The 14,333-nt window shown below is 59.9% G+C and carries 8 protein-coding genes and 1 tRNA gene; 4 read left to right on the top strand and 5 right to left on the bottom strand.

Translation table 11 applies throughout. From position 1 onward, the window contains the following. Positions 1-91: 91 nt before the first annotated feature. Positions 92-1,480: a restriction endonuclease subunit S gene (locus EKD03_RS16955; RefSeq protein WP_274542424.1), complete on the top strand. Its 1,389-nt coding sequence runs from the start codon at positions 92-94 to the stop codon at positions 1,478-1,480. Between the two features lie 17 nt (positions 1,481-1,497). Here the strand turns inward: EKD03_RS16955 and EKD03_RS16960 are convergent. After that, positions 1,498-1,574: transfer RNA gene (locus EKD03_RS16960), tRNA-Arg, on the bottom strand. 877 nt (positions 1,575-2,451) lie between these two features. Here EKD03_RS16960 and acnA point away from each other — a divergent pair. Continuing rightward, positions 2,452-5,184, top strand: a complete 2,733-nt coding sequence (gene acnA / locus EKD03_RS16965) for an aconitate hydratase AcnA (RefSeq protein WP_129633450.1) — start codon at positions 2,452-2,454, stop codon at positions 5,182-5,184. 151 nt (positions 5,185-5,335) lie between these two features. On the opposite strand, the gene lgt is transcribed toward acnA, so the two are convergent. From lgt to EKD03_RS16980, 3 genes are all read right to left on the bottom strand, one after another. After that, on the bottom strand, positions 5,336-6,199 hold the full coding sequence (gene lgt / locus EKD03_RS16970; RefSeq protein ID WP_129633452.1) for a prolipoprotein diacylglyceryl transferase: 864 nt from the start codon (positions 6,197-6,199) through the stop codon (positions 5,336-5,338). A gap of 110 nt (positions 6,200-6,309) precedes the next feature. Beyond that, the gene (gene purQ, locus EKD03_RS16975) at positions 6,310-7,086 is read right to left on the bottom strand and encodes a phosphoribosylformylglycinamidine synthase I (RefSeq protein WP_129633454.1); all 777 of its coding nucleotides are present in this window, start codon (positions 7,084-7,086) and stop codon (positions 6,310-6,312) included. Positions 7,087-7,142: 56 nt separating this feature from the next. After that, positions 7,143-8,555 (bottom strand): protein kinase domain-containing protein, encoded by a 1,413-nt coding sequence (locus EKD03_RS16980; RefSeq protein WP_174842893.1) that lies wholly within the window; start codon positions 8,553-8,555, stop codon positions 7,143-7,145. 197 nt (positions 8,556-8,752) lie between these two features. Here EKD03_RS16980 and EKD03_RS16985 point away from each other — a divergent pair, with 197 nt between their 5' ends. Then, positions 8,753-9,664, top strand: coding sequence for a universal stress protein (locus tag EKD03_RS16985; RefSeq protein ID WP_129633456.1), 912 nt, complete (start codon positions 8,753-8,755; stop codon positions 9,662-9,664). A gap of 104 nt (positions 9,665-9,768) precedes the next feature. After that, complete coding sequence (locus EKD03_RS16990; protein WP_129633458.1) at positions 9,769-13,428, top strand: SDR family NAD(P)-dependent oxidoreductase; 3,660 nt, start codon at positions 9,769-9,771, stop codon at positions 13,426-13,428. Between the two features lie 2 nt (positions 13,429-13,430). Here the strand turns inward: EKD03_RS16990 and EKD03_RS16995 are convergent, their stop codons facing one another. Continuing rightward, on the bottom strand, positions 13,431-14,228 hold the full coding sequence (locus EKD03_RS16995) for a class I SAM-dependent methyltransferase (RefSeq protein WP_129633460.1): 798 nt from the start codon (positions 14,226-14,228) through the stop codon (positions 13,431-13,433). Positions 14,229-14,333 lie beyond the last annotated feature (105 nt).

The raw sequence follows: 14,333 nt of genomic DNA on the forward strand, positions 1-14,333 counted from the left end.
TAGACACTGAACGTATGCCCCGATCCGCTCATGTTTTCAAGTCCAACGTCCGACCACCATTAAGCATACACCTACCCGTCTCTGGCAAGACATCAAAAAAGGATTTACTCATTTTGCTGAAGGCGATGTCGTCTTAGCTAAGATTACTCCGTGTTTCCAAAACGGTAAGGCTGCAGTTATGCGAGACCTGCCCAATGGAATTGGTGCTGGCACAACAGAACTTCACGTCTTTCGTCCAATAGCAAGTACCGTTCTACCTGAATATGTGTATATCTATCTCAAGTCGCCAAACTTCGTAAGCAAGGGCATTCCCCGTATGACGGGGACGGCGGGACAAAAGCGTGTCCCCAACGATTATTTTGCTCATAGCCCCTTCCCCCTGCCCCCCCTCGCCGAACAACACCGCATCGTCGCCCGCGTAGATGCGCTGATGGGGCTGTGCGACCAACTGGAGGCGCGGCAGACCCAAGCGGATGCGGCGCGACGGCAGTTACTGGCGGCGCTAGTCGCCGATCTGCTGGCATCCCCGGCAGAGGGTAGGGGCGAAGCATCGCCACCAATCCATCCGGTGTCCCCCAACCCTATGGCGGGCGATGCTTCGCCCCTACGCGATGCCTGGGAGCGCCTCAGCGCCCATTTCGATCACCTCCTCGCCGCACCAGAGGATGTGGCGACGCTGCGCCAAACCATCCTTCAGTTGGCTGTCCAGGGGCGGCTCGTCGAACAGAACCCGCAGGATGAGCCGGCGGGGGTGTTGCTGGAGCGGATACATGCAGTAAGAGCATCTTTAATCGCAGATGGTCAAATCAATAAACCCGCCCCCCTCCCTATAATTAGCGAGTCAGAATATCCGTTTGCACCTCTTGAGGGATGGCAATGGGAACGTCTTGGTAATCTTACCAAATTTATCGACTATCGAGGACATACACCACCAAAAACAAGTAGTGGTGTCCGTCTGATTACGGCTAAGAATGTACGAATGGGACATGTTAATATTGAGCCGCAGGAATATATTTCTGAAGAGACCTACAAAAAGTGGATGGTTCGTGGCTTTCCTCGTTATGGAGATGTTTTGTTTACAACAGAGGCTCCTCTAGCCAATGTAGCACAGTTACTTTTTCATGAAAAAATTGCCTTGGCCCAGAGGGTAATTAATTTACAGTCGTTCGCTGATCTTGATTCAACTTATCTCAAACTTTCCTTGATGAGTCCTTTGTTACAAGATGCAATCAGTGATAAATCAAGTGGAATGACAGCCACTGGTATCAAAGCCTCTCGGCTGAAATTAATTCTCATCCCCCTCCCGCCCCTCGCGGAACAACGCCGCATCGTGGCGCGGGTCGAGCAGCTTATGGGGCTGTGTGACGAACTAGAGGCCGGGTTACGCGAGGCGCAGGCGGCGGCGGAGCGGCTGAGCGAGGGGCTATGCGCGGCTGTGGTGGGGCAAAAAAACGCGCCAAACCGTGAAGAGGCGGTTTAGCGCATTAGGATGCGGAATGGCGGGGCTGGTGCGACTCGAACGCACGACCAACGACTTAGAAGGTCGCTGCTCTATCCAACTGAGCTACAGCCCCATCGCTGCCTACTATACCCAATCCGCGCCAGTTTGGCAAGATAGCCATTTACAGAAATAGCCCGTAAAGCCCAAGAGCTTTAGCCTTATCAACCGCAGAGGACTCAGAGGTTCGCAGAGGGATGGATTTTGCGCTCCCTGTGGGTACAACCTCTGGTTCTTCCTCTGCGTTCCTCTGCGTCCTCTGTGGTCAAAAACTGGGGTGCAAGTGGTACACCCTATCAACCGCAGAGGACTCAGAGGTTCGCAGAGGGATGGATTTTGCGCTCCCTGTGGGTACAACCTCTGGCTCTTCCTCTGCGTTCCTCTCAGGGCATGTGCAAAGTCAGGCAGCACGCACCCTTCGATACGCGCCTACGCTGCGCTGCGGCGCTACTCAGGATGCGTACTGCACGGAAATACTCGGTATCGCATCCTGAGTAGCCGCGCAGCGGCGTATCGAAGGGTGCGCGTACATTATGAGTTCCCCAACATACTGTCAGAACCAGACTTTGCACATGCCCTGGCGTTCCTCTGCGTCCTCTGTGGTCAAAAACTGGGGCGTAAGTGGTACACCCTATCAACCGCAGAGGACTCAGAGGTTCGCAGAGGGATGGATTTTGCGCTCCCTGTGGGTACAACCTCTGGTTCTGCCTCTGCGTTCCTCTGCGTCCTCTGTGGTCAAAAACTGGGGTGCAAGAGGACGCTTAACCGAACGCCAATGCGACGCAGCACCCGCCAATCTCGTTCGGGTTCAGGGCGCTGCATCACCCCCCCCACGCCCCTTGTGACTCCCCCATGTTATAATCAGTGCGCTTATTCACGAAGCGCACCGTTACTGCCTGGGGTGGTCACGGTGCTTGCAAGGCCCGTGGTTTACTTACAGGAGACCCTTGGCAATGACCAATAGTTTCGGTGCCCGCTCCACCCTCCGCGTCGGCGAGCATGAGTATGAAATCTATCGCCTCGATGCGCTTGCGCAGCACGGTGTAAACCTTAGCCGTCTGCCTTTTTCGCTGCGTATTCTGCTTGAAAATCTGCTGCGTACTGAGAATGGCCGCACGGTGACGGCTGATGATGTTCTCGCGCTGGCCAACTGGCAGCCTAAGGCTGAACCCGATAAGGAAGTTGCCTTTACCCCTGCCCGTGTCATCCTTCAGGATTTCACCGGTGTGCCGTGTGTGGTTGATCTGGCCGCGATGCGTGATGCCATGGCCGCGATGGGTGGCGATCCCAGCCTGATTAACCCGCTTCAGCCCGTAGAGTTGGTGATTGATCACTCGGTGCAGGTAGACGCCGCTGGTTCTGAGGCTGCGCTGCTCATCAACCGCGATCTCGAATTTGAGCGCAACCAGGAGCGCTATGCCTTCCTGCGCTGGGGCCAGACCGCCTTCCAGAATTTTAAGGTCGTGCCTCCTGGTAATGGGATTGTCCACCAAGTTAACCTGGAGTACCTCGCCCGCGTCGTCTTCACCTCGGACGAAAACCCGCGTGCGACCGGCCCGGCCCAGGCGTATCCCGATACGCTGGTCGGTACCGATAGCCACACGACGATGATCAATGGCCTCGGTGTGCTCGGTTGGGGTGTGGGTGGTATTGAGGCCGAGGCGGCCATGCTCGGCCAGCCGGTCTCGATGCTCATCCCGCAGGTGATTGGCTTTAAGTTGACTGGCGAACTCCCAGAGGGGACGACCGCAACCGATCTGGTGCTGACTGTCACCCAGATGTTGCGTAAGAAGGGCGTAGTCGGGAAGTTCGTTGAGTTCTTCGGCCCTGGTCTGGCCCAGTTGCCGCTGGCCGACCGCGCCACGATTGCGAATATGGGGCCAGAGTATGGCGCTACCTGTGGCATCTTCCCGGTGGATGCCGAGACCATCCGTTACCTCGAATTCTCCGGGCGCTCGCCGGAGCGGGTAGCGCTGGTCGAAGCCTATATGAAGGCGCAGGGTCTCTTCCACGATGCCAATACGCCTGAGGCTGAGTATACCGATACCCTCGAACTCGATCTCTCAACCATCGAGCCGAGTGTGGCTGGCCCCAAGCGCCCAGAGGGCCGCGTGGCGCTGCCCCAGGTGAGCCAGACCTTCCGCGAGGCGGTGCCGCAGATCCTCAACCCTAGCGCCCCCCAGCCCATGGCCGATCTGGCTGCGAGCGCCGTTGCAGTGGCCGAGACCGATTACACCCTCCAGCACGGCTCGGTGGTGATCGCCGCTATCACCAGTTGTACCAACACCTCTAACCCCTCGGTCATGCTCGCCGCTGGCCTCCTGGCCAAGAAGGCAGTTGAGAAGGGGCTCTCCACCAAGCCCTGGGTCAAGACCAGCCTCGCCCCTGGCTCCAAGGTGGTGACGGAGTATTTCGATAAGGCCGGGCTGACCCCCTACCTCAATACGTTGCGCTTCAATACGGTTGGCTACGGCTGTACCACCTGTATCGGCAACTCCGGCCCGCTGGCGGTCGAGATTAGCGCCGCGATTGAGCAGGGCAATCTGGTGGCAACCTCGGTGCTCTCCGGCAACCGCAACTTCGAGGGCCGCGTGCAGCAGGATGTCAAGGCCAACTATCTGATGTCGCCGCCGCTGGTGGTGGCCTACGCCCTGGCAGGCCGGATTGATATTGATCTGACCAGTGAGCCGCTGGGGACGGATGCGAGCGGCAATCCGGTCTATCTGCGCGACATTTGGCCTACTCAGGCCGAGGTGGCTGCGACGATCAACGCCGCGATTCAGTCCGACATGTACCAGCGCAGCTACGCCACCGTCTTCGATGGTGATGAGTTGTGGCAGGGGATTGAGATTCCCACCGGGAATCGCTTTGCCTGGGATGCCCAGAGCACCTACGTGCGCCGTCCGCCCTACTTCGATGCGATGGCCGAACAGCCGCCGGAGCGGGTGGCCGAGATCACTGGGGCGCGTGCCCTCGCGGTGCTGGGTGACAACATCACCACCGACCACATCAGCCCGGCGGGCAGCATCAAGGCCAGCGCACCGGCAGGCAAGTACCTGATCGAGCGCAATGTTGCGACCAAGGACTTCAACAGCTACGGCTCGCGGCGCGGCAACGACGAAGTGATGGTGCGTGGCACCTTCGCCAACATCCGCCTGCGCAACAAACTGGCCCCCGGCACCGAGGGCGGCTTCGCGCCCTACCTGCCCACCGGCGAGGTCATGTCGCTCTACGATGCGGCGATGCAGTACAAGGCCGACGGCACCCCGCTGATCATCCTGGCGGGCAACGCCTACGGCAACGGCTCCTCGCGTGACTGGGCCGCCAAGGGGCCATACCTCCAGGGGGTCAAGGTGGTGATCGCCGAGAGCTTCGAGCGCATCCACCGCTCCAACCTCGTGGGGATGGGCATCCTGCCGCTCCAGTTCATGGCGGGTGAGAATGTCGAAAGCCTCGGCCTCAGCGGCACCGAGGTCTTCGATGTGGTTGGCCTAGCTGATGCCATCGCCTCCGGCTTCGCCAACGGGCGCGAGCTGACCGTGCGCGCCACCAGCGACGCCGGGGTGAAGGAGTTCACGGTGCGGGTGCGCATTGATACGCCGCAGGAGATCCAGTACTACATCCACGGCGGCATCTTGCAGTACGTGTTGCGCCAGCTTCTCGCCGAGAACAAGAAGGAGGCGTAGAGACGCAACATCTTGCGTCTCCGAAATATTGCGTCTCCGAAATGCAACATCTTGCGTCTCCGAAATGCAACATCTTGCGTCTCCGAAATGCAACATCTTGCGTCTCCGAAATGCAACGTCTTGCGTCTCAGAGACGCAAGATGTTGCGTCTCTACGCCCTCACCCGACGATGATTCCACGCCAACGCCGCCCCACACACCATAATCAAACCCAGGCTCACCAACTGCGCCACGCGCAACGAACCGGGGCACTCGCCACCGACCCCGTTCAGGCACAGGCTATCCGTGCGTAGCCCCTCGATCCAGAAGCGCCCGCTTGAGTAGATGATCCCGTACAGGAAGAGCAGATCGCCTGGCCGCAACCAGCGCCGCTCTGCTTCGGCACCCCGCCCAACCAAGCGGTCGGCCAGCAGCAACAGCAACCCGCCGGTCACATTCCAGAGCGACTCATAGAGGAACGTGGCGTGGAAGAGCGTCTCGATGGGGTACTGCTGCATGTCGTTATAGGGCGGCAGCCGGTGCTCAGGATCGATCCGCACCCCCAAGCCCAGGCTGGTCGGGCGTCCATAGGCTTCTTGGTTAAAGAAGTTGCCCCAGCGCCCAATCCCCTGTGCGATCAGGAAACCGGGCACACACACATCCAGCCACTCCCAGAAGGGCAACTTGGCATAACGGGTATAGATCAGTACCGAGAGAATCGCCCCGATGAGCGAGCCATGCACCGCTAAACCGCCGGTGGTCAGGTTAATCATCTTGAAGAGATCACCACCGAAGCGATCCCACTCGAAGGCCACGTAGTAGATACGCGCCCCGGCGATCCCCAACACCATCCCCAACATCAACTGGTTCCAGACATGATCAGGGTCGAAGCCGCGCACCACCGCCCGCCGCGAGGCCAGCCATGCGGCAAAGAGCGCCCCCGACATGATGATCGCGCCATACCACCGTACCGCCAGGGGTAGCCCAAAGAGGGTGATCTGAAAGAGAAACGGGTCATCAGGAGGATAGAGGCCCATGCAAAATCCTTTGGTGGGGGTAAAGACAGGGGTAACATCCCGTAGGGGCGCGTCGCGACGCGCCCCTACATTCATTGCACCAGGGGCGCGTCGCGACGCGCCCCTACGCATCACAAACTCTTCGCGTAGGCCACCGCATTCTGGAAGAGCGCCAGGCCATCGCCCGCGATCCGCCACGGCTCGCGTGTCCAGCGCGGGTGCTGCTGGGGCAGTACCGCATTTTCGGGGTGCGGCATCAGGCCCAGGACGTTGCCCTGCGGGTTGCACAGCCCAGCGATGTTGTCGAGCGAACCGTTCGGGTTGGCCGGGTAGTTGACTGCGCCACCATCCTCGGCGACATAGCGCAACGCCACCTGCCCACCAGCGCGCAGGCGCTCCAGTGCCGCATCGTCGCTGACGGCGATGCGCCCCTCGCCATGGGCAATCGGGATCTCGATGGGTAGCTCGATGCCCCGCGTAAAAATACAGCGGCTCTGCGGATCAGCCTGGAGATGCACCCAGCGACACTCGAAACGCGCCGAACAATTCTCGGTCAGCGTCACGCTGGGCGGGCCAGCATCACCGGGCAGCACCCCCGACTTGACTAGCACCTGGAAGCCGTTACAGATCCCGATCACCGGGCGGCCATCGGCCACAAAATCACGGATCTGGTCGCCCAGACGATGCGCCAGATCCACCGCCAACAACTTCCCGGCCCCCAGATGGTCACCGTAGGAGAAGCCACCCGGAATAATCAGCATCGCGTAATCGCACAGGCGCACAGCACCCTCAGCAACGCGGTTGACGTGGACACGCTCGGCGGTAGCCCCGGCCAATTCACAGGCCAGTGCGGCATCAGCATCACGGTTAATGCCGGGGGCACGAAGAATGAGGACGTTGGGAGTCATTGCTCTCGCAGAGAGGGGTGCAGGCTTACACCTTCACTGCCCTCATGGTAATGGGATTAAGCCCAGCGAAATTCGATCTCAACCTCACCGATCTTGATGCGATCACCCTGGCTGAGTCGTTGTGGCACACGCGGCGTAATGAGCGCATTATTGAGCATCGTGCCATTCGTACTCCCAAGGTCAGTGAGGGTATAGTGGTCGCCATCGCGCTGAATCGTCGCATGATGGCGCGAGGCGATACCCCGGTCATGTTCGGCCAGATCCAACTCAGGGTAGTGGTTCTGGCGCGGGTCACGCCGCCCAATCCGTACGGGCAGCCGGTCAATCTGGAGTTCCCAACTGCGGTGTGGCGAGGTGACATAGAGACGCGGCTTGGGTGGCTCAGCGAGGGGTAGCCCACACCCGGCACAGAAACGCGCCCGCCCCTTATTGACCCGCCCACAGTGGCCACAGGCCACCTCGTTGGGTGGGGTACTCGGTCGCGCCGGTGGTTTCGCGGGCTTAGGTGCTGCGGCAGGCTTGGGTTGCACCGGCGGCTTGGGTTGCACCGGTGGCTTGGGTTGCACCGGCGGCGCAACGGGCTTCGGTGGTGCAGGCGGGGCCGCAACCTGACCACTCGGATCAACAAAAGGCGCATCAAGACAGCGATGCAGCGCCTGTTCCATCTCGGCGCAACTCGTAAAGCGCTGCTCGCGCAACAAGCTCATGGCCCGAATGATCACCGCTTCAGTTTGCGCATCCACCGAAGGATTGAGCTTACGGATCGAACCGGGGGTCGGCGGCTGAAGCGGCACCGGCGGCAGATTAGTCAACATATGCAGGAGCGTGGCCCCTAGCGCATAGACATCGCTGCGCGCATCGGTCTGGCCCTTGCCATACTGTTCGGGCGGAGCATAGCCCGCCGAACCCATCGCAATCGTATCCTTAGCCTTACCCTTCTTATGCGTGCGCGCCACCCCAAAATCAATCAGCTTGAGCAAGCCGGAAGGGAGGAGCATAATGTTGGAAGGCTTGAGGTCGCGGTAGATGATCGGCGGATCACAACTATGCAGATAGTGGAGTACCCGGCAGAGTTGGATACCATACCCCAACACCTGCTGTTCGAGCAGCGGCGCATTGGCCTCGTGCATGCGATCTTCAATCGTCTTACCCGGCACATACTCCATCACCATGGTTGGCCGACCCTCGTGCTCAAAGAGGTCGGTCACCACGGGCAGGTTGGGAAAGGCAAGCGAACGCAACAACGCCGCTTCTTGCAAGAAGAGGCGGCGGTTATCGGCCTGTTCTTCGGGCGAAAGTTCGTTCTGTGAACGCATCTCCTTGAGTGCCCACACACTGGCATCGCTGCCGCGCTGCACCCGGTAGACCGCGCCCATACCGCCGCGTCCGATCAGGTTGAGTACCGTATAGGTGTCAACCGCGCCACGCACGATCGTATTCGGAGTCAACAAATCTGATGCGATCGCCATAGCACTCCACTCTCTGCTATTGCCGCTGTGGTTGATTATACCACTTAGGCAAGTGTAAAGCATCGCGTACCCTGCGCTTAGGGTCTGACCTATGTTCTTGCACGCATACTTGGTAGGGCGCATCTTTAGGCCAGGGAACGTGTATACTTAGAACAAGGCGCCTGCGCTGAAGCCGCCCTGACCAAGGAGGTCGCGCCATGTTTAAGACCATACTCGTCCCACTAGATGGCTCACCGGTGAGCGAGCAAGCCCTCGTGGTAGCCGCCCGTCTGGCCCAGAGTCACTCGGCTTGCATCCACCTTGCGCATGTTCACTCACCCTATACAACTGCCCCGATTACCATCGAGGGCTTGCCGGTTATTGATGAGGATTTGCATTCACTTGCCGCCGATCATGAACTGGCCTACCTGCATCAGTTAGCGGCCAAGTTGCCAGTCTCTGATCATGAACCGGTGACCGCTCGGCTTGAAGGGCCAATTGCCTTTGCCCTCAATCGCTACTGTTACGATAGTCATGCCGATTTGGTGGTACTCACTACCCATGGGCGCAACGGGTTTACCCAACTCTGGATCGGCAGTGTCGCCGAGAGCCTGCTGCGGAGCCTACACATCCCCCTGTTGATGCTGCGGCCTAGCTCTGCACCAACCGAGTCGACGCCCTTCCGACACATTATGGTTCCTCTGGATGGTTCAGCCCTAGCCGAACAGATCTTACCCCACGCCATAACCCTCGCCGATCAGGAGGGTGCAGAATTGACGCTGGTACGCATCATTGAGGGTGCCCCCAATAGTAGCCCCGCTGGAGTGGCCTATCGCCCCCAGGAAAATAGCCAGACCACCCAGCATGAAACGGCCCAGATCTACCTGGATCGCTTAACCCAAGACCTCCTGGCGCGTGGCCATCCCGCACGTAGTCGGGTGGTCGCCGCTGAACACCCCGCCCGCGCCATTCTTGCCACCGCCAACGAGGTGGGGGCCGATCTGATCGCCCTGGCAACCCGTGGTCGCAGTGGCCTTAGCCACACCATCCTGGGGAGTGTGGCTGATAAGGTACTGCGCGGCGGGGATCTGCCGGTGTTGGCGTTGCGCCCAAGCCATCCCGACGATTAAACCGTTTCCGAATAACAATCGCCATATGTAGCATCCGCAGAGACGCAAAATATTGCGTCTCTTACGTCTTGCGTATCTACATGGTTTATACAATAGAGGTTCACATGACTCGGCTCGAAGATAAGATCGCCCTGATTACCGGTGGAGCGGGGACGATTGGCGAGGTGATCACGCAGCGCTACCTTGAAGAAGGCGCAACGGTGGTGATCACGGGGCGCAATCGGGATAAACTAGATCGCTACCGTGAACGCCTGATCACTGAGTTCCAAGCGCTGCCTGAGCGGGTCATGGTGGTGCGCATGGATGGTAGTTCCAATGTCGAGGTGCGTACCGGGATTGCTGCGGTAGTCGCCCATTTTGGGCGCATTGATATTCTCGTCAATAATGCCGGTTCTTCCGGTGCCCGCCAACCACTGCCCACTATTCCATTACGGCGCTCCGAACTTCAGGCTGATGAGACCGAGACACTCGCCGATAGTATCGGTAACCTGATCGGGATTACCTGGAACCTGATCCGGGCTGTTGCCCCCTTTATGTCCGCTGGGTCGAGTGTGATCAATATCTCAACCGTCTTTGCGCGTACCGATTATTATGGTCGGATTCCCTATGTGGTGCCCAAGGCAGCGCTGCATGCGCTGACACTGGCAGCGGCCACTGAGTTAGGCGAACAGGGCATCCGGGTTAATCAGATCAATCCTGGCCCGATAGAGAGCGAGCGCATCCGAAACGTCTTTCAGCGCATGGACGAACTCAAGGGGCTGCCCGAACAGAGCACCGCTGAAGGCTTCTTCCAGATCATGCGCCTGCGGCGTCCCAATGCCGAGGGCTATCTGGCCAAAGGCTTCCCCAAACCTCTCGATGTGGCTAATGTGGCCGTCTTTCTCGGTAGCGCTGAGTCGGCAGCACTGAGTGGCGAGACACTCGATGTAACCCACGGTATGGCCGTGCCAGTCGCGAGCCGCACCACCCTCACCTCACGCCCCGGTCTGCGCGCCGTGGATGGAAGTGGCCATACCAGCCTCATCTGTGTCGGTGATCAGATCGAAGAGGCCGCCGCTCTCACCGGGGTGCTGCGTGCGTGCGGCGCAGAGGTGGTGATCGGCTTCCGTTCGCGCGCCGCAATTGCCCGCTTCGATCATCTGGTTGAACATGGTCGCCATTTGCCTAGCCAAGAACATATGGCTCCGGTACTGCTCTACCTCAATCCAACTGAGCCGGAGAGTATTGATCAGGCATTACGCTGGATGGCAACCAACCTTGATCTGCCTACCAGTGTGATCATTCTACCTGCCCAGCGCCAGCCCTTACCGCCTAGTGTGGTACGGGCTAGTGATGAGGATGTGGCCTACTTCCTGCGTGATGAATTGGGTAGCATGATCGTCATGGCTAGTCGGCTGGCCCGTTTTTGGCAGCAGGCCACGCTGGCTCCCGGTAGTATGCCGTTTCAGCCGCGTGTGCTCTTCATAACCAATCCTGACGATGGGCAGGGCAATCTCTATGCGGAGATGCTGCGCGCTGGGGTCGAACAACTCTGCCGCGTGTGGCGTCACGAAGCCCAATCTGACTACGCACGGCTCAGGCAGACACATGAGCAACCGCCGCTGATCCGCCCAGTCTGGGCCAACCAGTTGGTACGCTTTGCCAATCGCGAACAGGAGAATTTGGAGTATTGTTGCGCTTGGGTAGCTAAGATTTTGCTGAGTGAACGCACGATAGAGGAACTGAACCTCTACCTCCCGCACCAGATCGGCAGCACTACCGGCTCGCGGCAACCCTCGTTTGGCTGGGCCGAAAACTTGATCGGTCTGCACCTGGGCAAAACCGCGCTCATCACCGGCGGAAGTGCCGGGATCGGCGGCCAGATCGCCCGCCTGCTGGCGCTGAGTGGCGCACGGGTGATGCTCTGCGCCCGTGATGAGCGCAGGTTGATCCAGATGCGCGAGATGATCATTGCTGAACTGTCCGAGGTGGGCTACAACCGGGTCGAATCGCGGGTGCAGATCTGCGCCGCGTGTGATGTGGGCGAAGAGGCGCAGTTGACGAACCTCGTACAACACACCCTCGATCTCTTTGGGCATGTGGACTACCTGATCAACAATGCCGGCATCGCCGGGGCCGAGGAGATGGTGCTTGATCTACCGTTGGAGGCATGGCAATGTACCCTGCGCACCAACCTGATCAGTAACTACTCGCTCATCCATAAGCTGGCACCGCAAATGAAGAGCCGGGGCAGTGGCTATATTCTGAATGTCTCCTCCTATTTTGGCGGTGAGAAGTATTCCGCCATTCCCTACCCCAACCGCGCCGACTATGCGGTCAGTAAGGCGGGCCAACGCGCATTGGCCGAGGCGCTGGCGCGCCTGCTTGGCCCCGAAGTGCAGATGAATACCATGGCCCCCGGCCCTGTCGAGGGCGAACGCTTACGCGGTAGTGGGGATCGCCCCGGCCTCTTCATGCGTCGTGGGCGACTGATCCTGGAGAATAAGCGCCTCAACGATCTGCATGCCACCCTGATCGAAGCTGAACGTGCGGGTGAGGGTACGATGTCCACGCTCCTTGCCCACCTGCTGCATAACGATGTCGCTGCCCTGCTGGATGATCCCGCTGCCCCGCCGCGCCTACGCACCTTGGCCGAGCGTATCTCGGAGCAGCGTGACCCCACCTCCTTTGCAGGCACCTCCTTTATGAATGGCACTATCGCCACCAAACTGCTCGCACGCCTCTTCAACGCCGACCAGATTGATGCCCAGACCTTCCAGACCAGCCAGCCCCATCTGCCGCCCGAACCCTTCTTCGCCCGCAGCCAGATTGACCGCGAGGCGCGCCGGGTGCGCGATGGTGTGATGAGTATGCTCTACCTTCAACGCATGCCCACCGAGTTTGATGTGGCACTGGCCACCGTCTACTACCTGAGTGACCGCAGCGTCAGTGGCGAGACCTTCCACCCCTCCGGGGGCTTGCGTCATGAGCGCACGCCCACCGGGGCCGAACTCTATGGCAGCCCCTCACCCCAACGCCTCGCCAGTTTGGCTGGTAGCACCGTCTACCTGATTGGAGAGAGCATGGCCTCCCACCTAGAGGCGCTCGTCCGTGCCTACCTAGAGCGCTATGCAGTCGCGCAGGTGGTGCTGATCTGCGCGACCCCCGCCGGAGCCGAACGGCTGGGTCACGCCCTCACCGACCATGTCGCCAGCGGGACGCTCGCAATCCTCAGCGCCGAGGCGGGGATCGAAACCGCCTTGAGTCAGGCCATCCACCGCTTCGGTGCGCCGGGGCCAGTCGTCTCGACCCCCTTTCGCCCACTGCCCAACCTACCCCTCATCGGGCGCAACGACAGCGACTGGAGCAACGTGCTTGATGTCGAAGGCTTCGCCGAACTGTGCGCCGACCAACTCACCCACCACTTCCGCATTACCCGCAAACTGAGCCTCGTGGCGGGCGTGAGCCTCGTGCTCGTTACCCCCGAAACCGATACCCATTCCAGCACCGAACAGTTCGCACTCGCCAACTTCGTCAAGACCACCCTGCACGCCTTCACCGCCACGGTCGGCGTCGAGTGCGAACGTACCGCCCACCGCATCCTCGTCAACCAAGTCGATCTGGGGCGGCAGGCACGCGCCGAAGAGCCACGCAGCCCTAGCGAGCAAGCGCAAGAGATGGAGCGCTTCATTGACGCGATCATGCTCACCACCGCCCCCATCCCCACCGAGGAGGACAACCGCTATACCGGACGCATCTACCGTGGGCGGGCGATCACGGTGTAGCTCTAGCCCTTCCGCGCCACAACAATCCCAAACGTCCCCTGCACCGCCACCACCCGCCCATCCTGCGCCACCACCCCAAACCGTTCGCGCAGATGTGCGGGTGCCGCCAACAACCAATCCGAAAGTGCGTGCCGTTCAGCCTCCGACATACGCAGACGCGCAGTCCACGAGTCAAACTCATATGCCTCACGCGGATCATCCTCGCAGACCTCAACCTGCAAGCCCGCCGCACCACAAAAGTCGCGCCACTCTGCATAGGTATAGGCCCGCACATGGCTCGGATCGCGCCAGCGCTCAAAGCGATCCATAAACGCATCCTGCTCCGGGTCATCAAGGCCAATATGGTCGGAGATGAGCAACTGACCACCCGGGCGCAGCGCAGCGGCAGCGCTCTGCACAAAGGCGCACACATCAGCAAAGTGGTGCGCGGCCACCCGACAGGTGATGATGTCGAGACTGGCCGGTGGGCAGGGCAATTGTTCGGCCTCGGCGCGCACGTAGGCCACATTCTGGAACCCTTGGGCTTGGATATGCTGACGCGCCGCCTGTAACATCGAAAACGTGAGATCACTCGCCACAACCAAACGCACATGCGGCGCAAAGGCGAGCGCTGTATGGCCACCACCCGTAGCAACATCAAGCACGATCTCATGGCCGCGTGGCTTGGCCAACGCCACCAAACGCGCCAGATCAACCCCATAGGCATGGGTCGCACTCGTTACATACGCCTGCGCCGCCGGGGCAAACTGCGCCTGCACCAACGATTTGATCGCCGCATGAGTGGGAGTCTCTGGTATCATGCCCTTATACCTTTCTCTATACCTTCAATAGTCCGTAAATTAAGTTTCCAGGTCTTTTTGCGACATAGCACTACCCACCCGCTCACCTTGAACGCCCGCAACGGG

Origin of the sequence: Candidatus Oscillochloris fontis, assembly GCF_004138135.1 — a bacterium.
Taxonomy (GTDB): domain Bacteria; phylum Chloroflexota; class Chloroflexia; order Chloroflexales; family Chloroflexaceae; genus Oscillochloris; species Oscillochloris fontis.

Coding starts and splice junctions, on each gene's coding strand:
- purQ (WP_129633454.1), bottom strand. CDS start 7,086: ATGACTCCCAACGTCCTCATTCTTCGTGCCCCCGGCATTAACCGTGAT.
- acnA (WP_129633450.1), top strand. CDS start 2,452: ATGACCAATAGTTTCGGTGCCCGCTCCACCCTCCGCGTCGGCGAGCAT.
- EKD03_RS16980 (WP_174842893.1), bottom strand. CDS start 8,555: ATGGCGATCGCATCAGATTTGTTGACTCCGAATACGATCGTGCGTGGC.
- lgt (WP_129633452.1), bottom strand. CDS start 6,199: ATGGGCCTCTATCCTCCTGATGACCCGTTTCTCTTTCAGATCACCCTC.
- EKD03_RS16985 (WP_129633456.1), top strand. CDS start 8,753: ATGTTTAAGACCATACTCGTCCCACTAGATGGCTCACCGGTGAGCGAG.
- EKD03_RS16990 (WP_129633458.1), top strand. CDS start 9,769: ATGACTCGGCTCGAAGATAAGATCGCCCTGATTACCGGTGGAGCGGGG.
- EKD03_RS16995 (WP_129633460.1), bottom strand. CDS start 14,228: ATGATACCAGAGACTCCCACTCATGCGGCGATCAAATCGTTGGTGCAG.